Origin of the sequence: Aerosakkonema funiforme FACHB-1375 (genome assembly GCF_014696265.1) — a bacterium.
GTDB classification, from domain to species: domain Bacteria; phylum Cyanobacteriota; class Cyanobacteriia; order Cyanobacteriales; family Aerosakkonemataceae; genus Aerosakkonema; species Aerosakkonema funiforme_A.
Genome location: NZ_JACJPW010000047.1, coordinates 1 through 23099 on the forward strand (window position 1 = coordinate 1; position 23099 = coordinate 23099).

At 42.5% G+C, this 23099-nt stretch carries 23 protein-coding genes; 11 read left to right on the forward strand and 12 right to left on the reverse strand.

Annotation, left to right across the window (positions count from 1 at the left end; translation table 11 throughout):
* Nucleotides 1-265: 265 nt before the first annotated feature.
* The 7 genes from H6G03_RS18715 (at nucleotide 266) to H6G03_RS18745 (ending at nucleotide 9092) form a co-directional block, all read left to right on the forward strand.
* Entirely contained in the window at nucleotides 266-1144 is an 879-nt protein-coding gene (locus H6G03_RS18715; RefSeq protein WP_190466529.1) for a hypothetical protein, read from the forward strand.
* Entirely contained in the window at nucleotides 1128-2072 is a 945-nt protein-coding gene (locus H6G03_RS18720; RefSeq protein WP_199315367.1) for a hypothetical protein, read from the forward strand. The genes H6G03_RS18715 and H6G03_RS18720 overlap by 17 nt, the downstream gene beginning before the upstream one ends.
* A 3-nt stretch (nucleotides 2073-2075) precedes the next feature.
* Nucleotides 2076-4373, forward strand: a complete 2298-nt coding sequence (locus H6G03_RS18725) for a peptidoglycan-binding domain-containing protein (RefSeq protein ID WP_190466532.1) — start codon at nucleotides 2076-2078, stop codon at nucleotides 4371-4373.
* On the forward strand, nucleotides 4370-5407 hold the full coding sequence (locus H6G03_RS18730; protein ID WP_190466535.1) for a hypothetical protein: 1038 nt from the start codon (nucleotides 4370-4372) through the stop codon (nucleotides 5405-5407). Before H6G03_RS18725 ends, H6G03_RS18730 begins: the two co-directional genes overlap by 4 nt.
* A 259-nt stretch (nucleotides 5408-5666) precedes the next feature.
* Entirely contained in the window at nucleotides 5667-6968 is a 1302-nt protein-coding gene (locus H6G03_RS18735; protein WP_190466538.1) for a VWA domain-containing protein, read from the forward strand.
* A 3-nt stretch (nucleotides 6969-6971) separates the two neighbouring features.
* A complete protein-coding gene (locus H6G03_RS18740) occupies nucleotides 6972-7352 on the forward strand; it encodes a hypothetical protein (protein ID WP_190466541.1) in 381 nt (126 codons plus the stop codon).
* Between the two features lie 129 nt (nucleotides 7353-7481).
* Nucleotides 7482-9092, forward strand: coding sequence for an AAA family ATPase (locus H6G03_RS18745; RefSeq protein WP_190466544.1), 1611 nt, complete (start codon nucleotides 7482-7484; stop codon nucleotides 9090-9092).
* 80 nt (nucleotides 9093-9172) lie between these two features.
* Here H6G03_RS18745 and cbiE read toward each other — a convergent pair whose 3' ends face one another.
* The 3 genes from cbiE to H6G03_RS18760 form a co-directional block, all read right to left on the reverse strand.
* Entirely contained in the window at nucleotides 9173-10414 is a 1242-nt protein-coding gene (gene cbiE, locus H6G03_RS18750) for a precorrin-6y C5,15-methyltransferase (decarboxylating) subunit CbiE (protein ID WP_190466549.1), read from the reverse strand.
* A gap of 126 nt (nucleotides 10415-10540) precedes the next feature.
* Complete coding sequence (locus H6G03_RS18755) at nucleotides 10541-11191, reverse strand: cobalt-precorrin-8X methylmutase (RefSeq protein WP_190466552.1); 651 nt, start codon at nucleotides 11189-11191, stop codon at nucleotides 10541-10543.
* 61 nt (nucleotides 11192-11252) lie between these two features.
* The gene (locus H6G03_RS18760; protein WP_190466555.1) at nucleotides 11253-12035 is read right to left on the reverse strand and encodes a DUF1868 domain-containing protein; all 783 of its coding nucleotides are present in this window, start codon (nucleotides 12033-12035) and stop codon (nucleotides 11253-11255) included.
* 178 nt (nucleotides 12036-12213) lie between these two features.
* Here H6G03_RS18760 and holA point away from each other — a divergent pair, with 178 nt between their 5' ends.
* Nucleotides 12214-13194 (forward strand): DNA polymerase III subunit delta, encoded by a 981-nt coding sequence (gene holA / locus H6G03_RS18765; protein WP_190466558.1) that lies wholly within the window; start codon nucleotides 12214-12216, stop codon nucleotides 13192-13194.
* Nucleotides 13195-13287: 93 nt separating this feature from the next.
* Nucleotides 13288-13773: a DUF4168 domain-containing protein gene (locus H6G03_RS18770; protein ID WP_190466561.1), complete on the forward strand. Its 486-nt coding sequence runs from the start codon at nucleotides 13288-13290 to the stop codon at nucleotides 13771-13773.
* Nucleotides 13774-13795: 22 nt separating this feature from the next.
* On the opposite strand, the gene H6G03_RS18775 is transcribed toward H6G03_RS18770, so the two are convergent.
* From H6G03_RS18775 to H6G03_RS18790, 4 genes are all read right to left on the reverse strand, one after another.
* Complete coding sequence (locus H6G03_RS18775) at nucleotides 13796-14410, reverse strand: helix-turn-helix transcriptional regulator (protein ID WP_190466564.1); 615 nt, start codon at nucleotides 14408-14410, stop codon at nucleotides 13796-13798.
* Between the two features lie 142 nt (nucleotides 14411-14552).
* Entirely contained in the window at nucleotides 14553-14798 is a 246-nt protein-coding gene (locus H6G03_RS18780; RefSeq protein ID WP_190466568.1) for a hypothetical protein, read from the reverse strand.
* An 80-nt stretch (nucleotides 14799-14878) separates the two neighbouring features.
* Nucleotides 14879-15592 carry a PEP-CTERM sorting domain-containing protein gene (locus H6G03_RS18785; protein WP_190466571.1) on the reverse strand — a complete coding sequence of 238 codons (714 nt, stop codon included), beginning with the start codon at nucleotides 15590-15592 and terminating at the stop codon, nucleotides 14879-14881.
* A gap of 427 nt (nucleotides 15593-16019) precedes the next feature.
* The gene (locus H6G03_RS18790) at nucleotides 16020-18452 is read right to left on the reverse strand and encodes a hypothetical protein (protein WP_190466575.1); all 2433 of its coding nucleotides are present in this window, start codon (nucleotides 18450-18452) and stop codon (nucleotides 16020-16022) included.
* Nucleotides 18453-18821: 369 nt separating this feature from the next.
* Here H6G03_RS18790 and psb32 point away from each other — a divergent pair, with 369 nt between their 5' ends.
* Nucleotides 18822-19547, forward strand: coding sequence for a photosystem II repair protein Psb32 (psb32, locus tag H6G03_RS18795; protein ID WP_190466577.1), 726 nt, complete (start codon nucleotides 18822-18824; stop codon nucleotides 19545-19547).
* On the opposite strand, the gene H6G03_RS18800 is transcribed toward psb32, so the two are convergent.
* The 5 genes from H6G03_RS18800 to H6G03_RS18820 form a co-directional block, all read right to left on the reverse strand.
* Nucleotides 19544-19927 (reverse strand): DUF4346 domain-containing protein, encoded by a 384-nt coding sequence (locus H6G03_RS18800; RefSeq protein ID WP_190466580.1) that lies wholly within the window; start codon nucleotides 19925-19927, stop codon nucleotides 19544-19546. The two genes, psb32 and H6G03_RS18800, sit on opposite strands and share 4 nt — an antisense overlap.
* Nucleotides 19928-20027: 100 nt before the next feature.
* Complete coding sequence (locus H6G03_RS18805) at nucleotides 20028-20207, reverse strand: hypothetical protein (protein ID WP_190466583.1); 180 nt, start codon at nucleotides 20205-20207, stop codon at nucleotides 20028-20030.
* Nucleotides 20182-20661 carry an RNA-guided endonuclease InsQ/TnpB family protein gene (locus H6G03_RS18810; RefSeq protein WP_242056790.1) on the reverse strand — a complete coding sequence of 160 codons (480 nt, stop codon included), beginning with the start codon at nucleotides 20659-20661 and terminating at the stop codon, nucleotides 20182-20184. Before H6G03_RS18810 ends, H6G03_RS18805 begins: the two co-directional genes overlap by 26 nt.
* A 181-nt stretch (nucleotides 20662-20842) precedes the next feature.
* The gene (locus H6G03_RS18815; RefSeq protein ID WP_190466585.1) at nucleotides 20843-22051 is read right to left on the reverse strand and encodes a GNAT family N-acetyltransferase; all 1209 of its coding nucleotides are present in this window, start codon (nucleotides 22049-22051) and stop codon (nucleotides 20843-20845) included.
* A gap of 50 nt (nucleotides 22052-22101) precedes the next feature.
* Entirely contained in the window at nucleotides 22102-22797 is a 696-nt protein-coding gene (locus H6G03_RS18820; protein ID WP_190466588.1) for a RibD family protein, read from the reverse strand.
* Nucleotides 22798-22867: 70 nt separating this feature from the next.
* On the opposite strand from H6G03_RS18820, the gene H6G03_RS18825 reads away from it, so the two are divergent.
* Nucleotides 22868-23044, forward strand: coding sequence for a hypothetical protein (locus H6G03_RS18825; protein ID WP_190466591.1), 177 nt, complete (start codon nucleotides 22868-22870; stop codon nucleotides 23042-23044).
* Nucleotides 23045-23099: the final 55 nt, after the last annotated feature.

Genomic DNA, 23099 nt, shown 5'->3' on the forward strand with positions numbered 1-23099 from the left:
AAGCCCTATGTAACCGTTGGTTTTTGACTGCCTGCCCTTTAGGGGGCAGGCAGTCAAAAACCAATATTATAAAGGCTTTGGCAATTTTTGGAGATGTCTAATGAATATATTCGCAATACCTATTTTAATAAAGCGGATCAGATAATTCGGGAATATAATCGTCAGCATAGCACAAGCTTGCGATTTTTTATTACCACAATTAAAGATCCGTCTCTGTTAGAACTTCCCTGGATTCATCTTGCTTCTTATCTTGCCCATAGCAAATATGATTCGCCAAACTCCTAAGTCAGCAGAAATTCGCATTTTAGGCCCCAGACAATCTGGGAAGACAACTTATTTGGCTACTTTGGCTTATTTTCCTCATCAGAAACAAGTGAAGCAATTATATGCAGGTATGGAAATAACGCCTGTGGGAGAGGATGCAGAGAGACTGGGGAGAATGGCGGAAGATATTATTATGCAAGGGAATAAACTGGCTGGTAATTTCAAAATAAATATAGATTATTTGCCGTTTTACTTCTTTAGAATTAAGATTCCCTCAATTAAGGGAATGCCCCCTATCGAAATCGAACTAAATACTAGAGATTATCCTGGGGAGATATTTCACGAAATTCCCCTACCCCATAAGCAAAGTGAAGTAGAACCATATATTGATGATTTGTTTACAGCAAATGCTTGGATGGTGATGCTAACTGATTGGGAACCTGGACGGGATAAGACACTTTATAAACCTGCTTTTAAAAAGTTGTGCGACGAGATATTTAAGAAAGAGAAGATTAATCCAGAAATAAAGAATTTGCGAATAGCTGTTGTGATGTCTAAATGCGAAAGGGGGGAATTATGGCCGTGTCGTCTTGACCCGGAAGAAGATTTATTTAAAGTGCGATTACCGGAAACTTATGATTTTCTGAAGACAAAACTTTCGCCGCAAAGATTAAAGTTTTTTGCTTGTTCGTCTTTTGGGGTATTGAGCGATCGCATTGACGATTTCGACCCCCGTCCCAATCGCTATATTCCCGATGATGGCAGTATATCTGAATATCATGCTTTTCTGCGAATGCCCGAACAATGGCAACCTTACGGTTTAATTGCACCGATTTATTGGTTAAGTACGGGGAGAATTTTACATGACCACCGTCTTTAGAAAAATCATTAAAACTATTAGCAAATTTTTCCGAAGCTTGGTCAATCTTTTTTCAAGAAGACCGCGATATTTATCCGGCAGTCCCGATATTAGAATTGTTGGCCATCGACGCGCTGGCAAGACAACTTTTATGGCAGCTTTAGCTAGGTGGCCTAATGCTAGACGCGATAGCCCCATTGAGTCAGTTAAACCTTTTGACGATCGAACAGACAAGCTGATCGACCAAGCGAAAGATATATTAGAAGGTGGTTTACCTTTGGCGGGAACTTTCTTTCCTGAAGATGCAAACGAACTGCCGCTTTATACCTTATTAATTGAAATGAAACCCGCCTATCGCATCGGCGGAAATATTAAATTTCAAGTATCTTGTCGCGACTATTCGGGTGAATTGATTGAAGAACTACGAAAAACCAATATAACTCCCAAACTAAGTAACTATTTAGATGATTGCGCTGATGCTACTGGTTTGTTATTATTGATAGACGGAACAGCGAGAGAAGATAAGTTATATTCTCAAGCTTTCGAGAGGTTAAAGGAAGAGTTAAATTTTCGGTTGACGGGACAAAATAAAAATCTAAACAGCTATCGCATTGCGGTTGTATTCTCGAAAGCCGAACAGGGTTCGGTTTGGATTCATCGCCACGATATGCAGAAGTTTATGAGGTTAAAATTTCTGCAAACGGAAACTACTTTACAAAAGTGGCAAAAGGAATGGGGTTGTCCGATCAACTACTTTCTTTGTTCCGCTTTTGGCATGATAGGAGAACCACCAACGCCGAATTTTAGAGAGGAAACAAGAGATAGCGAGGCTATTTGTGGAGTGATTAATTATCCGCAGTATTGGCGACCTTTTGGTTTGGTTGCACCTATTTATTGGCTGCATACAGGAAAAGATGATTGGCGTTTAAGAAAAATGGAGGATTTATAGGTTATGTCATCTATACAAATATATGAGTTTTCTAGAGAGTTCGACGAAACAGAGAAGGATGGGAAAACTGTATCTGGAGGGTATAAAAATGAAGTTGGGCCAGGTACTAGAGACGTTCCGCCAAAAATTAAAGAAGCTGTTAAGCGTGGTGATTTTCGGATTCTGGATAGTTATGAGCCTCAAAAAGGAGAATTCGCCCTAATTGGCAGAGAAATTAATGATAAATATTCTGTCTTGGCAGTTGCTACAAGTTTAACAGAAGACGGCTCTCGCCCAGGAGTATGTTACCGATATTTTTGGTTGGAAAAACGTCAAGATGAAGATATAGATGGAATTGGCACTTTATTAATTTGGTGGAAAAAAGTTGGCGAGCCGAAATTCGAGTTTAATTGGCATAAAAAAAACTTGGATTTTTATCGTGCAAATACCTATAGTCGGAATGATTTTTACCAAAAACAATCTCAATACCATTCCGAAGTTGAAAATACGATCGATCAAATTAATTATAGTTCGTATGAACTGAAAAATAATGGAAAAAAAATAAGCTACGAAGTATGGCATTGCGTGGCTTTATATTTTGATAAATCTTCTACTTTTTCTATTTCTTGGGCTTGGAATGTAAAAAAACTAGATAAAAATCAAATATTTACGATGATATATTATGCAGATTGTAAATTTGAGATAAACAAATTACAGCCAAGAAAGCCGAATCCAGACCCTGATCCTTTAGATCATATTAATTGGGAAACCCTAAAGAATTGCCTATCAGAGTTGGCTAAAAATGAAAGTAGTTTTAATCAAACAAATTTAAAAATTGTTATTGATTACCTGAAAAAGTATCCAATCCGTTCGTGGAATTGGAGTCAGATTAATGACCAAAAAATACTCCGCCAGACTACTACTCCATCGGGAGCTAGGTATAAGGCATTGCGGGCGATTTTGAGAGGCGAAATAATACAAGATTGGCTAGACTGGTTGCGTAAATCTAGTAACCAGACTTTTCAGGAAACCTCTTTAACTATTCAAGCAGCACTTCTAAGGGCTAGCTGCAATGAAAATATTGCTTACAATCAACTGCTATCCAATATGGATGAAGGGATGAGTCAAATGCTGCTGAAATGCACGTCAGAAAATACTCTTAATAGCCAATATGAAAATATTGAATGGTTACTGGTTAAATCAAATACTGTCTTAAGTTCTGATTTTGTAAATTACACATGGTCTTCCTATTTACAGAGATACGCCCGAAATCTCGTATCTTTGCTAATTGCTGAAGATATGCCAAGATCCGATAATTTTTATACAAAAATTCGAGAAACATTAAACCAGTGGGCAGTACAGGGTAAGGCAAGTGGAAAATATCCCTTATTCCCCGAATATAAAAAGCTAGCTCTGTTATTTGAAAAAATTCAAGATTTCAATTTGTCAGCACTTTTCTATCAACTCAGCGAGGGAGATGTTCCAGAGGATATATACGAAAATGTGAAAGTGAAAATTATTCGACTCAGGAAGAGGCGAAAAAATGTTGGCATACGTCTAATTTGGGCTGCTGTTATTGTTGCTATTGCTTTAGCAGGCGGCATTTCATTTGAAATTTTGTTTCCCAAAACCAATACTGTATCAGTAAAAAATAATTCCATCCTTGCAAGAAATTTTGAGCGTGACTTAGACTTGTGGGACAATACGGGTAACTCGGAAGCAAAGCAAAGATTAATTCAATTTCTGAAAGATGAATTACCTGATATTCTCAAAGATAAAAATAACCCTGAAAATGACGAGTCCAGAAAAAATGATTCTATCGCAAAAACAAATACATTCATTAAAAATGCCTTTACTCCTACAGTATCTTTGTCACAGGAACCAACAAAAAATAATCATATCAAGTCTGATAGTCCATCTGCTGATGACATAAAAATTATCCAGCAAATGCTGAAGTCCATAAAGTATACTTCTAATTCAGTCAAACTTCCATTTTACAGTGGGGACATCACCGGAGAATTCGATGAAAAAACTACAGAAGCAATTAATGATTTTCAGCGATTAAAGATGCAATTAAAGCCAAAAGACATTACTGGTACTGTTGGCCCAGGTACTTGGGAAAAGTTGCAAGATTTGTTTAGAGATGAGCAAGTAAAGCCAGTTAAAGAATTTATGATAAAAAGCTTTGAAGAAGGAAAAAATGATGATGAAATAAAAGTAAAAATTAACAAATTAAAATCTTGTAAACAAGATCCGAAAAAAGCTATAGACTTCATTTCCTGCTTGAACAGCGAGAATAAAACACCTAAAACAGAAAAATGAGATATTTCCTCTTCACTATATCCGGCATTTTCTCCGCCCTATTTGGTTGGGGAATCAGCCAATTTGTCCTCGATTTTTTGAGATCCCCCATCGATGAAACTCTCCCCATAAAAGCAGACTTTATCATCCTTCCTTTTGTCGCCGCTTCTCTCGCCGTCGCCATTGTGATTGCTGAAATCTTTTCCAGTAACCCCACTCGCCATAAAGCTAATTTCCGAGTATTACCACCTTATTTTTGGAGTGCGTTGCTGACGGGTGTGGGTGCGGGTTTAGCAGCTGCTATCTTTAATTTCATCCTCTACCAAACACCAGCACCAGATTGGATGGTTAGGGTTTTTGCTTGGAGTATTGTTGGTTTGTTTACTGGGGTGGGTGAGGGAGTTAGCTGGCGTTTTCGCAGTATTGAAGGCGGTACGGATAAGGCGAAAGAACGGATTAAAAAATCAACTTTGTTTGGTTTGGGTGCGGGTGTAGTGGCGGCGGTGATTGTGGAGTTGATTCGCAGTCAAATAGAATTAGGTGGATATGAAGATCCGGCGGGATTTTCTATTTTGGGATTTTCTCTCGGTTTGTTGTTGAGTTTTGCTACTTCTCCCAGTTATTTAGCTGCTTTGAGGGCGGGGGAGGGTTTTGAGGCGATCGATCCTAAGTATGGTGGAAATAGGGAAAAGCCTCTGTTGAAAAATATTCAACTTAGATTTGTGACGGGAGAATATAAATATATCCAAGAGGGTTTATCAATTCAATTACCTTCTAAAACCCAAAAGCGGATTATTATCGGTTCTAATGATGATGCAGATATTTATATTCCTAATATACCATTAGAAGCAGCTTCTTTGGAAGTTCGCAATGGTAATGTAATGCTGCGTTGTCTTGCTGATGAGGCGGTTCAAATTCAGCGTCGGCTTTTAATTGAAGGGGGTAAGGAAATACCTTTAAGACACAATCAGATATTGACATTTTACTATGAAAAGGATAGTGATAAATATTATCGATTTGTGTTTTATAACAAGTTTCTCGATCCGCAGGCTTAGGGGTGGGTGATGAGGATTTTTTTTACCGCAGATGAAGACAGATGAACGCTGATGAACGCTGATATAATGGAGAAATATTTGAAATGGCTTTGGCGAATGACCCGCCAGGAGTTAAAACCCCTGCGTCATAGCGAAAGTCCGTTAAAACGTAGATATAGATCCCCGACTTCTTGAAGAAGTCGGGGATCTGAGGTACATATAGATCCCCGACTTCTTCAAGAAGTCGGGGATCTGAGAATTTAACGATGAATAATGAACCATGAACAAATTGAAAATAATTGCCCTTTCGACTTTGTTGGGAATAATACCGCTGGGATGTTCTAAAATTGAATTAGATAATAATCGCTGTGAAAATACATCAGATAATCAGATCTGTATATATCGCGTTACAACCAAAGCAGATACGGTTACTTTAAGGGTGAAGGTTTTGGATAATGAAAGAGTTCCGATCGAAGGTTTGAATAAAAATAATTTTATAATTGATACTACTAACGGAAAAGGAGAACCTGTCAGATTAAATCCATCAGAAATAAATTTACTTTCTTCCGAACAATCTAAACCTGACCCCGCTAAGTTGGTGATGCTGTTGGATATGAGTGGGAGTATGAAAAATCAAGATTCGGCGGGAATTAAAAAGTTGGATGGTGCGGTTAGTGGGGTGCGAGAATTTATTAATGAAGTTAGCGGAGATAAGTGGGATGTGCAGATATCTCTAGTTCCTTTTGGGGAGGGATGTACGAACAGTTTTCCAGTTAATGCAAGTGTTATAGATGAAAATTTCCATCAGTCTGGGAGTCCCGATTTAATCCAAAAATTAGATAAATTAGCTAAAGTTGATGTTTGCGCTTGGACTAATATATACGATCCTTTGGGAGAAGCTGTCAAGTATTTGGGAAATCTACAACAAGCTAAAAATGATAAGTCACCGCCACCGAGATTAGCTGTTATTTTACTTTCAGATGGGTATGATGTGACGAATGATCGCCGCGATGAGTCAGAAAGATTCGATCGCCTACGTGAGGTTTTTCGACAATACCCAAAAGTGATAGTTCACACGATGGGATATGGGGAGAAGATGAAGGAATTACGCGATCGCATTCGATGTCGTCTCAGCGATAATGAACTTAGTATCGATAATTTGAAAAAATGTCGTAGTAATATCGATAGTTATATTGTAGATGAACCTCGCTTAAAAGAAATTGCGGATGCGACTCGCGGAATAAACGCTTTTCCCGCTGATGCTAAGGCGGTAGTAGATACTTTGCGAAAATTTTTAAGCACTTTGCGCGAATATGAAATCGAATATAAACAACCTGGTGCGCGTCGCAGCGGTAATTATCAAGTTACCGTATCAGTAAACTCACCTTATCGCGGTTTAAGAAATGTTAAATCCGATCCAAAACCTTACCGCTTAGATACTTTTGATTATATCGCTCTCCCTTTACCAGAACGCTTACCCATTCTGGGAAGTATTCTGATATTAGGGTTAGGAACCATGATACCATTTATATGGTGGAGCAAGCAATTGAAAGATTCTTCTTTTCGCAACTTAAACTCCTAAAAAATGCCAGAATACGTCGCCGTTATCAAAATTACCCATCAAGAAATCCGATTACCTGTTACACTGACGGGTACTCACGAAGACTATCCCGAAGACTATTTTCGCTTAGAAAAACACCAATCTCTTTTGCGCCAATGTCTCCAAGAACAAGGTATCTATCAAATTGAAGACGCGCAGTTTAAAAAATTGATCGATGAATGGATTGGCGATATCAAAGAAGGAAGGAAATATAGCGCGATCGCACTCGATTTACCCCCAGATGCGATGACCCCTCCCCCAACTCCCATTCCCCCCAATTCTAAACCTAGCGACATCTTTAATTATACACCTAAATCATCTCCCAGCATATCTTATGAAAGTGATACCAATCAAGCCGAATTTTAACCCAATTTGTATTATTCTAGGTACGTAGTTGCGCTTTAGTGCTAAAGCGCAACTACGTACCTAAGAAATCTTAATTACATCTGCGTTCATCTGTCTTCATCTGCGGTAAAAAAAATCCTATTACTCATAATGCAACCCCCACTTCCCTACCAAAAATGCCAACAAGAATTAGAAGATTTACTCCGTTCCCAATATCCTCTAATTTTCCTCCGTTCCGCTGAAGAAACGAGAGCAGTAAATTGCGCGATCGCATCTCATCAATCCCTTACCTATTCCGCCGATATACCCGATGGCGAATTAGCCAGATGGAGCAGCAATAATGGTTTCCAAAAACGTACCGGAGAACCGGGAAAAGCTGTTTGGGAAATCATCTCTTCTCCCCTCCCAACTAAAACCGATCCCATCCAGCACGCTCTCAATTTCTTAGCAGAAATATTAGAAAAACAAGCGATCGAAAATTTTCCCAACCAACATACTTATATCTTACCAGATTGGTCAATCTTTGTCCAGCCCAATTCTCATCTTTTAGCGCGACAATTAAAAGAATTAATCATCGCGATCGACCAAAAAAGACCCCGCCCTAGAATGAGTTTAATTGTCATCGGTTCCGATTGGCAAATCCCCCCTATTCTTCGCAACAGCATTCACATTTTAGACTTACCCCTCCCCAGCGGTGAAGAATTATATCAAAATGTATTTAGAGTCGCCGTTTCCAAATATAATCTCCCCGATGAAGAAGCCAGACGCCTCGCAGAACAAGCGCAAGGAATGCCATTGCAAGCTGCTAGCCAAACTGCTAAATTAATTACTACCAGAAATCTTTGGGAATATCCCAGTCAAGCAGGAGAATTAATCTTAGAAGTGAAGAAACAAGAAATCAGCAAAACAGGAGTTTTGGAATATTTCGACCCGCAAGGACAGGGATTAAATGAAGTAGGTGGATTGCAAAAAATTAAAGATTGGATCGTAACTCGCCAACAATGGTTCGAGCAAGATGTTCACCCACAAATGCGACCGCGTGCTATACTATTAGAAGGATATCCCGGCTGTGGAAAAACTTTCATTGCTAGAGCGATCGCACAACAGTGGCGCGTTCCCCAAATCAACTTTGAAATATCTCGATTGCAGTCAAAATGGGTAGGCGAATCAGAAAGTAATACCTTCCAAGCATTAAGAGCGATCGAAGCTTCTGCACCCAATATCCTATTTATGGATGAAATCGAAAAAGCCTTCGCTGGAATAGGTGGCGATACCAGACAATTCGGCACTTTTCTATCTTGGCTCAACGAACATCAATACCCTATCTTTTTTATCGCTACTTCTAATAATAGAAAAGAACTACCAGCCGAACTATTTCGCGCTGGCAGATTTGACGAAATTTTTATTATTATGCCACCCAATACAGAAGAACGTCGCGAAATTATTGTCAAACGCGCTGCTGCCTACAAACTGCCACCTATACCTGCAAATACACTAACATTTTTAGTAGAAAATAGCAAGGGATTTTCCGGTGCAGAATTGGATAAACTGGTAAAAGAAGCCAAATATTTAGCTGGTTTTGGCAAGCCACCCACAGATAGTCACTGGCGACAAGCTTTAAGAGAAATATCTCCTCAGTATCGCACTCAGAAAATGCAGGAATTATTGCAAAATTATCGCCAACATTTAGAAGAAGGAGGAGGAAAAGCTGCTTCGGTAATAGAAGTAGGTTTCTGGGAAAGTTTGAAGGTTAATAATTGATTGTCCAGCGTTCGTGGGTTAAACCGAGCGCAGCAAGTACCAATGCGGTGTCGAACGCTTGGGTATAATTATAGAATACTTCATTTTTTTCTAGCCGTTATAATCGTGACGGGATTTAAAGGGGCAAACCGAGTCAAAGATCCTACAGACACCGATCGCGATAGCTGCACTTGCAACAACTGGTAATTCCAACCAGTATCGCTCAGCCATTTGAGAGCTATATTCAAATGTTCTATAGTAGCTAAAGCCAACACCAATACGCCATCAGAAATTAGGTGACCCCCGCAGATACCCAAAATCTCAATTAAATTACCGCCGCTACCACCGATAAAAATGCGATCGGGCTGCGCTAAACGATACAAAATATCAGGTGCTTTGCCGTGAATGGAAATGACATTGCTGACCTGAAATCGTCGGCAATTTTCCTCAATCAGTGCTGTGCCAGCAGATGTTTTTTCAACAGCATACACTGAAGAAGTAGGAAATAAGCGAGCAATCTCGATCGATACAGAGCCTGTCCCCGCTCCGACATCCCAAATTGTTTGCCCCGGTTGTAAAGCTAGTTCTGCTAAAATGAGGGTACGAATTTCTCGCTTGGTCATCAAGCCCGGACGATCGCTAAAACTGGCAAAACTAGAATCCGGCAATCCCAGCATCGGTAAGCTTTGTAAATTCAACTCTCCGGCAGTTAATTCCTTTTGACGATGTAAAACCACCACATTCAGCGGTGCAAATGTTTCCTCTAACACATCTGCGATCGGCAAACACCGCACTCGTTCATCCACACCGCCCAAATTTTCGCAGATCCAGAATTGGTATTGGCTGGGTAAATCTAAAGATAGCAAAAGACGAGCGATCGCACTAGGACTGTGAGAATCATCCGTCAGCACCGCTACTTTCTCCACACCTTGCTGCAAAGCTAGGATAAGCTCGTCAAAAGCGCGTCCGTGAACGCTAATGGCGCAAGCATCTTGCCAGGGAACTTTAATGCGGTTGAAAGCTAATTGAATAGAACTGAGATGAGGATGAAAACTGAGCAGTTCTGTCGGCAGTTCCATCAACAGCAGACGCCCCAAACCAAAAAATAACGGGTCTCCTGTAACCAAAACTACAATAACTTCGCCAGTAGAGAGGCGCTGGCGAATTTGACGAATTGTGACCGTGAAATCGCCCAGTAGAATGCGATCGGCGGCATGATGGGAAAAATAACTGAGGTGGCGATCGCTTCCCACCAGCACCGTCGCCCGATCTACAATTTGTCGTACTGTTTCTGTCAGTCCAGCTGCGCCATCTAAGCCAATGCCAACAATATGCACCGTCATTTCAATTTGGAATTTTGGATTTTAGATTTTGGATTTTTTTTGCATTTGATATTTTGTCCGGTATTATCGTTAGTTTGAATTTAACCACAGATGAACACAGATGAACACAGATGAGATCGCTCTCTTTCAATCGGAAATTGAAAATTGAAAATTTTCTATTCCGCTGCTCTCTTGCTCCCAAGCTAGTACGATTAAAGCATTCACGATCGCGGCAGTAACGGTCGAGCCACCCTTACGACCCTCGATCCGAATCTGAGGTACTGGCGTTTGTGCAAGTACCGCTTTTGACTCTACCACAGAGATGAAGCCGACAGGGGCTCCTATGACCAAAGCTGGTTGTATCGATGTCGATCGCAACTCAGTACAAAGAGCCAATAAAGCAGTCGGGGCATTGCCGATCGCAAAAATCGCTGCTGGAAATTCCTGCCAGCATTGCAATAAGCCCGTTTCCGTGCGCGTTTTTCCCGGCAGAGCTTCCTTTGCCTTTTCCACCGCACTAATGAGGGGATTGCCAAAAGTTTGGCCTACCAACCCGGCAACCCCTTGTTTGACCATCCCCACATCTGTAACGATCGGCACGCGACTGCGGATAGCGGCAATTCCCGCTGCAATTGCTTCCGGACTGAAGCGGATCAGATGTTTGAACTCAAAGTCAGCCGAGCTGTGGATTACCCGCCGCACGATCGCATATTCGGCTGGATTAAAGTTATGGGAGCCGATTTCGCGGTCAATTACCGCAAAACTTTGCTCCATAATGGGATGGATCGGCAAACTCATAGGAATTTTAGATTTTGGATTTTAGATTTTGGATTGTAAACTAAAATCTCAAATTTAAAATCTAAAATTCGAGTACTGGCCAGTCAGCTTCGCGGTAGTAGCGCGTCATATCATCGAACTTCCGCAGTTCAGCTCTTTTGACGACAAGTTCTGGGGGATTTTCCAGCCATCGCCGATTGAATTGAGAAAGAGTAGTGCTGAGACGATCGCGGTCTAGATCGGGGGATACCTCGCCAAAATAGGCCAGAGTGACATGGGCTGTAAAATGGTACTGCTGTTCGATTCCCAAAGCGATCAAATCGCGATTTTGATACATCGCTTGGCGGAGTTTGACAATGCGATCGTAAGATGACTCATCTGCCGGCAACAAATAAACTGCCAGCGCTCTGGGCATCAACATCAACCCCAGCAACTGCCATCGAATCGGAATTCCTCCACCCACTACGGGTTGGGAGTGCTGAAAGATTTGTCCGATCGTATGCCGCAACTGCACCTGAAAGTCAGGATTTTCGTTCGCGTCCCGGTAAGCACCGTCCCATATTAAGTCTGCTAAAGTTAAATGAAAGCTTGCGGGCGGCACTGCGACCAACAGACCTGGGTCTAATTCCTGCAAAAGTTGCTCTTGGCAATCCTTTAAGTGTGTATAAAAAGCAATATTTTCCGAATCTTCCTCTGAAGGCGGGGTGATCGTCGTATAACCGGGAAACGAAACAGCCTGGAATCCACCCTCTGGAAGCGGCTTAAACTTTGGCGATTCCTGAATGTATTGTACTTGGGTTCTGTAAGTTTCCGGTAGCATCATCCGTGCCACCCGATTTAAGTAAGTTTGATAATTCTCGTCCAACCTTGATAGCCTCGCGTATTAACTGGGATAGATTTTAGGTAGCTGTCAGAGTTATTGTCAGTTGTCAGTTATCAGTTGTCAGTTGTCAGTTGTTAGTTGTTTTTTTACGACCGCTGACTGATGACAAGACCGATGACCGATGACCGATGACCGATGACCAAGGATCAACGTACTCTTTATGCCAATTTACCTCTACTGGGGTGAGGATGATTTCGCGCTCGAACAAGCTGTTACCAAGTTACGGAAATCTGTACTCGATCCCCAATGGGCTAGTTTTAACTATGACAAAATATCTCCCGAACAACCAGATGCAGCGATCCAGGCTTTAAATCTAGCCATGACGCCGACTTTTGGGGCGGGTCGGCGTTTGGTCTGGTTGGTAGATCCGACTCTGTTCCAGCACTGTTCGGAAGACTTGTTGGCGGAACTGGAGCGCACTTTGCCCGTGATACCGGAATCTTCCGTTCTCTTGATCACAAGCCGCAACAAACCGGATGGCAGACTTAAGTCTACCAAGCTAGTCCAAAAATACGCTGATAGCCGCGAGTTTTCGCCGATTCCGCCTTGGAAGACAGACCAAATCGGACAGCAAGTCAGAGAAGCTGCACAAGAGGTTGGGGTGAAGCTAACCGAAGATGCGATCGAATTGTTGGCGGAGTCTGTTGGTAACGATACGCGGCTACTATTTGGCGAATTGAAAAAATTGCAGATGTTCGGAGCGGGTGTCGAACAACCGCTCAATGCCGATACTATAGCTGGACTGGTGACCGCTAACACCCAAAATAGCTTGAAATTAGTCGCTGCTATTCGTAGTGGCGATGCAGCCAAAGCGTTGGGGTTAGTCGCCGATTTGATTAATCGCAACGAGCCAGCTTTAAGAATTGTGGCGACTGCGATCGGACTATTTCGCACTTGGTTATGGGTGAGACTGATGATGGATGCAGGGGTGCGCGATGAAAAAGCGATCGCCGCCGCCGCAGAAGTCAGCAACCCCAAACGCATTCACTTTCTGCAACAAGAGGTCAGATCTGTTAGCTTGCAAAAACTTTCTGAGACTTTACCCGTACTGTTAGATTTGGAAGTTAGCCTCAAGCAAGGGGCAGAGCCAACGGCGGCCCTGCAAACTGCAGTGGTACAACTCTGTCACATCTGTAAGTAGTCGGTCATCACCCGAATGGTGGAACTTCACAGCCCGAAAATAGTTCAAAACAATTGAAACCATCAGTGCGCTAGTTGTCGAACTCATCCAACCATGACGAACTCCTCTGTTGAAATTTCTCGACTTTACCCGAACCGGATGCTATCCAAATCGATCGTTGTGGCTTTGCTCTCGACGCTGGGTTTGCTCTGCTCAGTAACTCCCGATCTGTCTGCCAGTACCCCGACTCTGATGTTCAGTTCTGCGGCTACAGCGCAAGCGGTAAGCGATGATGAAGTGAGCAGGTTTGCTCGTGCTGGCTTTGCAATTGAAAAAAGGCGTCAAGCTGTCGTTGAAGAAATTAAAGCTAGAACTGGTGGAAACGTTCCCGATATTAACTGCTATCCGCCAGAAAAAGTGGAATCTCTCCCTGCGAATATCCGGGATGAAGTGAAACAGTTCTGCGATTTTTCCCGACAGACTATCCAAGCAAATCAATTTTCCGTTGGGCGCTTCCTTGAGATTCGCGATGGCCAAAATTCCGATCCGACGCTCAAGCAACGCATCGATCGCGAATTGCTGCGACTGCAATCTCGCTAATAGCATATAACTCGTCAAATGTCTACATTTCTAAATCGGAGAAAGCCTTTCGCTTGGCATGAATATTCTTCATGTGCTTCTTGACGGTATTCAGCGTAATATACAGTTTATCTGCAATCTCCTTATAGGAGTAATTAGCTCGATAAAGTAACCAAACCTCGCCTTCGCGAGGCGTTAAATTGTATAGGTAGGCATCGTTAATTACTATCCTCTGGAGGGACTGATGACGATCTTCCAGAGTGACCAACAAGCAAGGACGCTCAATTTGCTCTAACTTCAGCCATCTCACTCGCACACGAAAATCGATCGAGTCTCCCTTGGAGATTTCCGACTCGATCGTCATTTTTCGATCCGGAAATAAATCGCGACTCTCGATCAGGGACTGGCAAACACGCCAAATTTCCTCTGGCACCAAGTTGTGTTTGTCGCTGACTTTGCGAAGTCGATCGCAAATCTTTGTAGCAGTTTGATTTGCGTGTAGCAATTCCCCTTGCTCTGTTAAAATCAAAATACCGTCAATAAACCCTTCCAACACTCCTTTTAAAAAGTAAGAAGTCTCGATATTCTGTAAAAAAGCAATTTTTGACTGTTTTGCTGGAATATTTGGTATTGCTGGGGCAGTTGTCAAAGCTTTCATTGCTAACCTCATCAATTTCCTTGAGACACACAGGACAGATGGTCGTTTGAGAAATGCACCCCAGTGTTACTACTTACCCGTTATTCCTTGATAATGGATTTAGTTAAATTACAAATCACCCGGACTCGTGAATATACTTACCCTATGACACTTTCATATCCGCTCCCAGAGTTACTGCCGATCGCTGGGATTTCGCGCTTGTTTTTGCTTGGGCTGGTAACCAATTTAGCAACTGTCCATCTGGAAAGATGATTTCGCAGTCACCCGATGCAAGGATTTTGGATGAGAGGATTGGCTGGGTAACGATCGCACGGCGCTTGAAATTCAGATCGATTTTTTGATGATTCCCCTGGAACTGGGAGGCTGGAAAGTCCTTTTTTTCGGTCAAATTAGGCAAAAATATAGGGCTTAGAATTGCAAGTCAGCTTCCAACCCCCTATTCTCCATTTGTCGAGATCGCACTTTTGTTCAAGTTTCGGCTTGTTGCTTTTTCTTTTGTTTGTGCAGTCCGAACCCGACGATCGCAACCAAACCTAAAGCTACTGCGGTGGCAGGTTCGGGAACTGTTACCTTATCATCTACACCTGCACCCAGTTTGCTAAGCCCGCTACGAGGGCCATTAACCGTTCCGATGCTTCTCAAATCTACTCCAAACAGCAGCGCCTTTGGGCCCTGATTGGTTACAGGATCGGTTTCGGTCGTAAACTGAGCGATATCTAAAGCGACGTTGGGGTGAGATAGGGTAAATACAGTCGATTGAATATCGTCCTGAACTCGATTGGGTGTGCCAATTTGCACCCCAATATCGAATCTGCCTTCGTACATGATGCTACTACCATTACTGGTAGCGGCAACATCTCCAGGACGTTTAACAACTTCCGTTATGTCCGAACCTATAATAACCACATCTTTGAGCAGCGAGTTATTCAGAATATTGAAGAAAACTCCCCGTATGTCACCGATAAATGGGTTTGGCACAACATCTACTTTAAATTGAACTTTGCCAGCGCCAGCAATTTCGTCATCCAGGGTAATTTTCACCTCGGATGAATCCCCCAAGAAAGGATAAGCATGGAAAGTCATGGAAGCGGCATTGGCGGTCGAGAAGCCGGAAGATGCGATCGTCAGACCGACGGCGGTTAAAAAGGAGGATGCAAGTCCTGACCAAAAAGTTTTTTTCATATTAGTTATAACCTCTCGGATTCAACAGCAAAAGCTTGCCAAAAGCGATAGCGAATCGGTCGTCTCAACCTGACGGAAAAGGCATTTTTAGCCCACGTAAGTAGAATGGCACTGAATTAAGCGAAGCAGAGCCTCCTGTCCCAGCTAAACTTAGTGCCATTCAACTAAAAACTTTGTTAGTCTACGTATAACAGCGTATATATCAGGGAAATTACTGTCTAATGAAAATCCCTAACTTTACCAATTCTTCATTAAAATCACTGAAATATTAAGTTATTGTGTGCGCCACAATTCTAAACTGCGTAATTTTACTTAGATAATTTGTATGGTGAGTTATAAGATTTAATCAGCCCAGAAAATCTACATTTTCGCCACCTGACGAGCGCTCCCTTCCGCTTGCTGCGGAAGAGAGCAGTAGTAGGTATAATTAACCGTTTGGCAGTTGCTGAGGTTGCTTAGGCTCAAGTTGCGGTTGGGAAGTTCTTCTTACCCAAGGGGTAAAGCGACTGGGATGAACGCATTCAGCACCATTGAGTTCGTCTTTAAGGTTTCTGGCAAAGGTCTCAAACATCTCAACCAGAGCTTGACGATCGGTTAAGCAACCTTGGAGTGCAATAAGTTGTTCGAGAGTCCAATTATAAAGTTGGGTATCTCCCTGCTCAACACGCAAATATAACTGAGTTTCAAACTGTCCTAACCGAGCGTAGAAGTTCTCCACCTCAGCTTTGATTGACTGCATATCAATGTAAAATTGCTGTTTTTTGATGTCTGCTAAAATCGTCGTCTTGAGATAGTCTGCGAAGTTTTGGTTAACCTCATTCTTAACCATGCCAGAGACTTCATTGCGGAAATTGAGAATTTTATTATCTAAGTTGACATTGATGCGATTATCCAGATCTTTGACGACATTATTAACCAATAACTGCACCTTGTTATCTGTAGATTGGTTAATGACTGCTTTGATCCGTTGATCGAAATCAGCTTCAATCTGTTTGACTACCAGATTCTTAATGGTTTGGTTTTGATTGGCAATCTTGATGTTAACTACCGCATCAATCCGCTTATCGATGTTGCTTTGGATCTGGTGAATAACTTGAGTGCTAATTTCTTGGCCTTGATTAGCTATTTTGATGTTAACTACATTGTCAATACGTTCCTCAATGTAGTTTTGCATTTGCTGAATCACAAGATTTTTAACATCGTGCGTTTGATCTGCAATTTTCAGGCTGACGACGTTATCAACGCGCTGATCGATGTCAAATTGGATCTGCTGAATTACTTGATTAACGATTTCTTGAGATTTATTGGCAATTTTGACATTAACCACATTATCGATGCGCTGGTCAATGTCAGTTGCGATTTCGTTAACAATTTGAGTGTTAACCTCTTGAGATCGATCGGCAATTCTGACGTTCACGACATTTTCAATACGTTGATCCAGTTCGGCTTGCATTTCTTGAACGACTGAAGCCTTAATCTCTTGAGTTAAATTGTTGATTCTCAGATTAAGTAGAGACTCAACGCGCTCGTTGAGTTCTGTTTGCATCTGTTGAACTACTAAATTCTTTACGTCTTGGGTTTGTTCGGCAATGGTTAGATTAACCTGGTCGCTAACTATTCTGGGAATTCTGCTAATAAACAAGTCATTGAGGTTCTTGTTAAAGTAACCAGACCAAGCTTGGAAATTATCGTTGAAAGTTACCTCAGTTTGTTGGATGAGAGTCTTCATCATAAACTCAAGCCTTGCTACCTGCATGGCAAGTTTCTTAGCTTGGCTTTGATAGCCTTTAAGGATGGATTTTTCCAGGTTGTCCCAGTAAGCTTGTTTATTTTCATCTTTTTCATCGGTTACGCTTACTGAAGTTTCGATCCTGGCTGCCATTTCTTGCCACATTTTCTCCATCTGCTCTTCATCAAAGCTGAAGCTGAAACTCTTGCCAGTGCTGAAGCTGTATCCTCCACTGCTACCGGCGGCACCAGTGTTTACAACAGTGACATTGCTTTCATTGATATTGCTGTCAGTCATTACTGTTACTTCCACTCCTTGAGCTTTGTACTTTTCCTTTACTTCAGTCTCGCTGACTGTGTTAATTTCTAGAACAACTTGCCCTTTGTTCTCTTCTTGGTAGCTATCAAAGAACAACCCTAAAATAGTGGTTTTTTCTTTGACTTCTAGGATGAATTCGTCTTGTAAGCCGTTGAGCGAACACCAAGTTTCGTCAACTTCAATACCTGTAAGCTTAGAAACAAATTTCCCTCCTTTAATCCAGAGTAAAGCCCAAGGCTCTAGGATAAATTTTTGTTCAAAATACCAATACTTAGCATTGCTTTCGCGAATTTTTATCTTATAATTTCCCGGCTCTAATTCCAGGAAGTTGTTATCCGATCGCTTCAATAGCGACAATTTATTTTCATCAAATTCATAACAGTTTTTCTTACTATCAACTGTGATAACTTTAGTATTAAATTTGCCTTTGTTGCTGCTAATTAAAAGGTTGACAGAGCCTTTGTTTTTGCTATTACTTACGTCAAAGAATAAAGCACATATAACAGTCTTTTCTTTGACTTCTAACTGTAAGTTATTTTTATAGCCGTTTAGGATTGTCCACGCAGCGCTTGTTTCAGCGCCTGTGTTTTTGTTGATAAATGTACTACCATCAAGTCCAGATATCCAAAGGAAAACCAAAGGTTCGCCTTCTGTTTTGCTCTGAGCGTAAGTATAACGACCGCTGGCAATTTTTATATCAAAAGTACCTTTTTCCAAAGTAAAAGAACTTGCAACATTTTGTTGCAAACGGGTCATTTCGTTAGGTTCGATAAAGTAGGAATTATTTTTGGTATCAATGGTTAAAAGTTTCATTTTTTCTCCTTTTTTCTCCTTGTATTTTTATATTTTTGGCAATTTTTAGGTAGGAGTGCGGACTACTGAGTAAAACATTGTTGCAGAGGGGGTTTTTTGCTAAGGGCAAGGAAGAGTTACTTTTTTTCGCTGACAAAGAGATTGCCTCAGCACAAGGAACCCGATCCCCTACTTTCTCCCTCTTCTCCCTCATTGTTGTCCAGGCTTTAATTGGTAGCCTTGCTACAAAGTAAAGAATACTATAGCATAGTATTCTTTGTCAAAAGGTAAATCGATTAACCGAGAAGCGGGAATTTGTTAAGGCATACTGCGAAAGTCTGCCCCCTTTCTATAGTATTTTTTGGAAAAGTCAGTTTTTGATTTCGTGCCATGACACAGCTCTCATACCAAATTTACAACTGGAGAAAATCTCTCCTGGGTCTGATATTATCGGTGATGTTGATATTGGCGGCGATCGTACTGGTAGCCGCACCCGCTTTTGCCACAAGTCTGTATGAAATGCCGACGCTCACAGCAGGCTCGAACACTTGGGCGATCGACAAGGCGGAAGTTTTGAGTCGCCTCACTGAAGGTGAGCTTAGCACTTCTCTGGAGGATTTAGCCAAGAAAACCGGGTATGAAGTGCGGATGGTTACGATTCGCCACCTTGATTATGATGTAACCATCGAAAGTTTTACAAATCAGCTGTTTGACAAATGGTTTCCCACTCCAGAGGCGCAAACCAATCAAATTTTGTTGGCGCTCGATGCCGTTACCAACAACACGGCAATTCGCATCGGTGACAAGGTAAAATCCGTCATGTCCGATGAAATTGCCCAAAGTATAGCTTCCGAAACCGTAGGAGTGCCGCTGCGACAAGGCGACAAGTACAATCAAGCTTTGGAGGACGCTACAGTTCGTCTGGTTGCCGTATTGTCCGGTCAACCCGATCCTGGCCCACCGCAGGTAACAGAAAACGTGCGGGCGGAACGCACATTTAAAACCGCAGCAGAAACTGACAAAGGCAGTTCTACTGTCTGGGTGATTGGGTTGTTAATTGCCGCCACAGTCATCCCAATGGCAACTTACTACTGGTATCAGTCGATGGGTTCTTAATCCTGAACGTACTCTTTATCGGTAATTAAAGCAATCTCAGCCCGGACAAATTCTCGCCCCAGATAGGCGGCGTGATCCAGAAGCGTAACTGGAGTGGGCTGAGTTTCCTCAAAAATTTTGACGCAAATTTCCTTTGCGGTTCTGCCCGTATACAAGGTGGTGTTAGTGCGTTCCACCTTCCCCCGTGCGGGAATGACTTTGCCGGTTTCCGGGTCAACGGCTAAACCGCGATCGTCAATGACATTGGTGTAATGCTTGGCACAAATTAGTCCAGCATCCCGATCCAAGTAGATGATGAAATATCCGCCCGGATCGAGCTGGATATCGCGCTTAGAAAGATTGTCATCAATTGCAGCAAGAGATTCAGCAGTTTTATTCATTTGCACTCAAAAATTTGGTCGATGCCTTAAGAATTAATTGTTATTCACTTTCGAGCAGTTAAACCAGTCTATTTCTAGTTTAGAATCCGTTCCAAGAAACTTACTCAAACCTACTCAAAGTAGACTTGAAGTTCCCTTCCTGCTTCGCAGAATCCTTAACGGCAATGCCATCAAGTTGATGTGACTCTCCACAGGCTAACCCCGTCGAACTGACGGTTAAAGGATAATCAATATCCAGTTGCCAGCGTTCTAAATTAACACAAACTAATGTACCAATCATTTGCCCTTTTAGAGATGGTGACATTTTTAGGTAGGACAGTAGGTAAGATTTCACCGCATCTTACCCATCCCAAAATGGGCAATTTAATTTGATTGCCACTGATTTTAATGGAGCCTTCCAAGTAAAAGCTATCTTTGACATTTTTCTTTTTAAATTTTGGCTTGCCTCTTTCAGGCATTTTCAACCATGCCTGAATAGCCTTACTTAGATTTCTCAACGCTTCTTGAGGAGCGCATTTGGAAACTTCGTAATACCAGGGATTAGCTGATTTTACTTCTGCTACCAAACGCTTATGTAAGTCAATTGCACTTGGTAACTTTTCCTTAGAATCTAAAGCTTGCAGGCAAATAGCCAAACCCCAATTCCATGCGTGTCTAGCTGTCCCGGCGTGCTTTGCAACTAAAGTGCGCTGTTTGTTATTTAATTTTAGCTTGCTCTTAAATCCTAACAGCAACTTCCCTCAATTCCTCAACTATCTTCTTAAATTACTCATACAAGCATGGTAGCATCACAATTGAGTAAGTATAGGCGAATTAGTTAAGCTTTATGAAGCAGAAACAAAACCCTGGAGACCGAACACTCTCTCTTTGTGAGTAAAACAGATGGTTACGAGAGTACAAAAATCAGCCAAATTATCACGTTTCTAAGTCCGCGTTAAGCTGAGGCTCGCGGCGGCTAAAAGGTATATCCTGGTTAACGGCGTCGATTTCCTGCTGCTCCATTTCATTGACTTGGCTGATGTAAGAACGGAGAATTTGACTCAGACGAGGATGATAAAAGCGGTGCAAACTGTGGTTGGCGGTGGCAGGAAAGCCACGGCGTTTTTTGTGGCGTCCGCCCGCGCCAGGGTCAAAAGTTTGGATGCCGTGGGCGATCGCCCATTCAATTGGGGTATAGTAGCAAGCATCGAAATGCAGGCAGTCAATTTCTTGGGCAGAACCCCAGTAGCGTCCGAACAGGCGATCGCCTTTGGTGATACAAAAAGACATACCGATCGGATGATGGGGATTTTGCGCTTCGTTATAAGCGGCTATAAATAATACTCGGTGTCGGTATTTGGGATAAAGTTGTTCAAAAAATCGCTTTGTGAGGTACTTGCTTCCCCACCAGCCAAACTTGTCGCAATGGTCGCTGTAAAAATGGTACATCTGGCTGAGTAGCGACTTGGTAACTTCTTCACCAGTGACTGTGTGGAGTTGCAAACCCGCTTCTGTTACAGCTTTGCGTTCCCTTTTGATGTTGCGGCGCTGATTGGCGTTAAAAACGGCCAAATAATCGTCAAAAGTCTTAAAACCTTTGTTTTGCCAAATATAGCTGTGGTGCAGCCAACTGGTGAAACCGTGGCGTTCCATGACGGGTCGCCATTGGGGGTCAACATAGAGAAAATTGCAGCCGGAGATACGGTTGCGATCGCAAAAATGGTCGATCGCCGCTACCATTAATTCCGTTAGCTCATCTTCATCCTCGCCGGGAGCAATTAAAAAGCGATATCCTTCGGCAGGGGTTAACGGCGTCATTCCCAGGAGTTTCGGGTAATACTGCACTCCCAATCGTTGAGCTAAATCTGCCCACTGATGATCGAAGACAAATTCGCCGTAACTGTGACCTTTGACGTAAAGTGGAGCTGCGGCAACCAGTTGTCTATCTCGCCATACCGTCAAATGTTGGGGAAGCCATCCAGTTTGCGCCTTTGCACTGCCAGAAGTTTCCATATTGTTGAGCCATTCCCATTCCAGAAATGGGGTATTCAGCGGCATTGCCAAGGCGTCCCACTCTTGTTGGGGAATTTCGTCGATGCGGTTAATCCAGTTTACGGAATAGCGGGGCTTGAGTTGTTCTACCATTGCGATCGGCCTTTGTCGAGCATTGCAACATTTAACCTAATCCAATTTTTTTATCTTCGCAGGCGATAGTGCAAAAATACTTCCCCCTCAACCCGTTCAACTGCTAAAAGTTGGAGACGAGGAGCCAAATCCTGTGAAAATCCCGCCCCTTCGACTGGTGTCGGTGCAGTTGCTCCTCCTAATATTAACGGGCAAACCGTCAGCCACAATTCATCAATTAAATTTGCCGCCAGCAACGATGCCACCAGTTCGCCGCCACCCAAAACCGCCAATTTTGCCAAACCCAATTCTGCCATTTGCCCAAAAGCTGCCACAAAGTCAATTCCGCCTTCTGGGGTTTCGATAACCAAAATTCGCTCAAATTCCGGGCGTTCCTGCCAAAACTGAGCGCTGCTAGCCCTCGTGAGCAACCAGCGAGGTACTGGCTGACGAAAGAAACGAATTTGCGGGTCAATCTTTCCAGAACGAGAACAAACAATTTGTACTGGTTGTGGCGGTTTGTTTTGCTGTTCTCGTTGTTTGAGTAGCTGGGGATTGGAAACGCTCAGTGTTGTTCCGTAGGCGCGTAGCGTACTGGCACCAAATATTACCGCATCAGCTAGAGCAATTTGTTTTTCTAAATGTGCTTTATCGGCTGGCGAACCAAAGCGTGCGGGTGACGCCTTGGCATCAGTAATTTTGCCATCGGCAGTCATAGCTAGAACAACAGTAGTGTGAGGGCGATCGATCGCAAAAACCACAGACATTTGTCTCGCTGAATCCCCACTGCTATCAATCCTTCTAAAACAACCATAACCACAGGCGTTGATAAATCTAATGAATCGCGCAATTGTTCTGTTAGGTTGCCTTTTTGCAAATGGTATTGAACAAGGCAGTTATTTGGCTAGTGAAGGTATCGAGTGCATTGCTAAATCGGACTTTGCGGAGTGTGGCTATGTCGAGATCGCATCAAATACCCAGCCGCATCGATCGAGTTCCTTATTTGAGTATTAATACTTATGCGCTCGATAAAACCCCACACTTGTCCCACCCTTCCCGACGTTTCCAA

What these genes read in the sequence shown, in the direction of transcription:
- psb32 (WP_190466577.1), top strand. Translation starts at nt 18,822, where the DNA reads ATGACACAGCTCTCATACCAAATTTACAACTGGAGAAAATCTCTCCTG.
- holA (WP_190466558.1), top strand. Translation starts at nt 12,214, where the DNA reads ATGCCAATTTACCTCTACTGGGGTGAGGATGATTTCGCGCTCGAACAA.
- H6G03_RS18785 (WP_190466571.1), bottom strand. Translation starts at nt 15,592, where the DNA reads ATGAAAAAAACTTTTTGGTCAGGACTTGCATCCTCCTTTTTAACCGCC.
- H6G03_RS18800 (WP_190466580.1), bottom strand. Translation starts at nt 19,927, where the DNA reads ATGAATAAAACTGCTGAATCTCTTGCTGCAATTGATGACAATCTTTCT.
- H6G03_RS18735 (WP_190466538.1), top strand. Translation starts at nt 5,667, where the DNA reads ATGAACAAATTGAAAATAATTGCCCTTTCGACTTTGTTGGGAATAATA.
- H6G03_RS18815 (WP_190466585.1), bottom strand. Translation starts at nt 22,051, where the DNA reads ATGGTAGAACAACTCAAGCCCCGCTATTCCGTAAACTGGATTAACCGC.
- H6G03_RS18720 (WP_199315367.1), top strand. Translation starts at nt 1,128, where the DNA reads ATGACCACCGTCTTTAGAAAAATCATTAAAACTATTAGCAAATTTTTC.
- H6G03_RS18755 (WP_190466552.1), bottom strand. Translation starts at nt 11,191, where the DNA reads ATGAGTTTGCCGATCCATCCCATTATGGAGCAAAGTTTTGCGGTAATT.
- H6G03_RS18790 (WP_190466575.1), bottom strand. Translation starts at nt 18,452, where the DNA reads ATGAAACTTTTAACCATTGATACCAAAAATAATTCCTACTTTATCGAA.
- H6G03_RS18820 (WP_190466588.1), bottom strand. Translation starts at nt 22,797, where the DNA reads ATGTCTGTGGTTTTTGCGATCGATCGCCCTCACACTACTGTTGTTCTA.
- H6G03_RS18770 (WP_190466561.1), top strand. Translation starts at nt 13,288, where the DNA reads ATGACGAACTCCTCTGTTGAAATTTCTCGACTTTACCCGAACCGGATG.
- cbiE (WP_190466549.1), bottom strand. Translation starts at nt 10,414, where the DNA reads ATGACGGTGCATATTGTTGGCATTGGCTTAGATGGCGCAGCTGGACTG.
- H6G03_RS18745 (WP_190466544.1), top strand. Translation starts at nt 7,482, where the DNA reads ATGCAACCCCCACTTCCCTACCAAAAATGCCAACAAGAATTAGAAGAT.
- H6G03_RS18775 (WP_190466564.1), bottom strand. Translation starts at nt 14,410, where the DNA reads ATGAAAGCTTTGACAACTGCCCCAGCAATACCAAATATTCCAGCAAAA.
- H6G03_RS18730 (WP_190466535.1), top strand. Translation starts at nt 4,370, where the DNA reads ATGAGATATTTCCTCTTCACTATATCCGGCATTTTCTCCGCCCTATTT.
- H6G03_RS18715 (WP_190466529.1), top strand. Translation starts at nt 266, where the DNA reads ATGATTCGCCAAACTCCTAAGTCAGCAGAAATTCGCATTTTAGGCCCC.
- H6G03_RS18740 (WP_190466541.1), top strand. Translation starts at nt 6,972, where the DNA reads ATGCCAGAATACGTCGCCGTTATCAAAATTACCCATCAAGAAATCCGA.
- H6G03_RS18805 (WP_190466583.1), bottom strand. Translation starts at nt 20,207, where the DNA reads ATGATTGGTACATTAGTTTGTGTTAATTTAGAACGCTGGCAACTGGAT.
- H6G03_RS18725 (WP_190466532.1), top strand. Translation starts at nt 2,076, where the DNA reads ATGTCATCTATACAAATATATGAGTTTTCTAGAGAGTTCGACGAAACA.
- H6G03_RS18825 (WP_190466591.1), top strand. Translation starts at nt 22,868, where the DNA reads ATGAATCGCGCAATTGTTCTGTTAGGTTGCCTTTTTGCAAATGGTATT.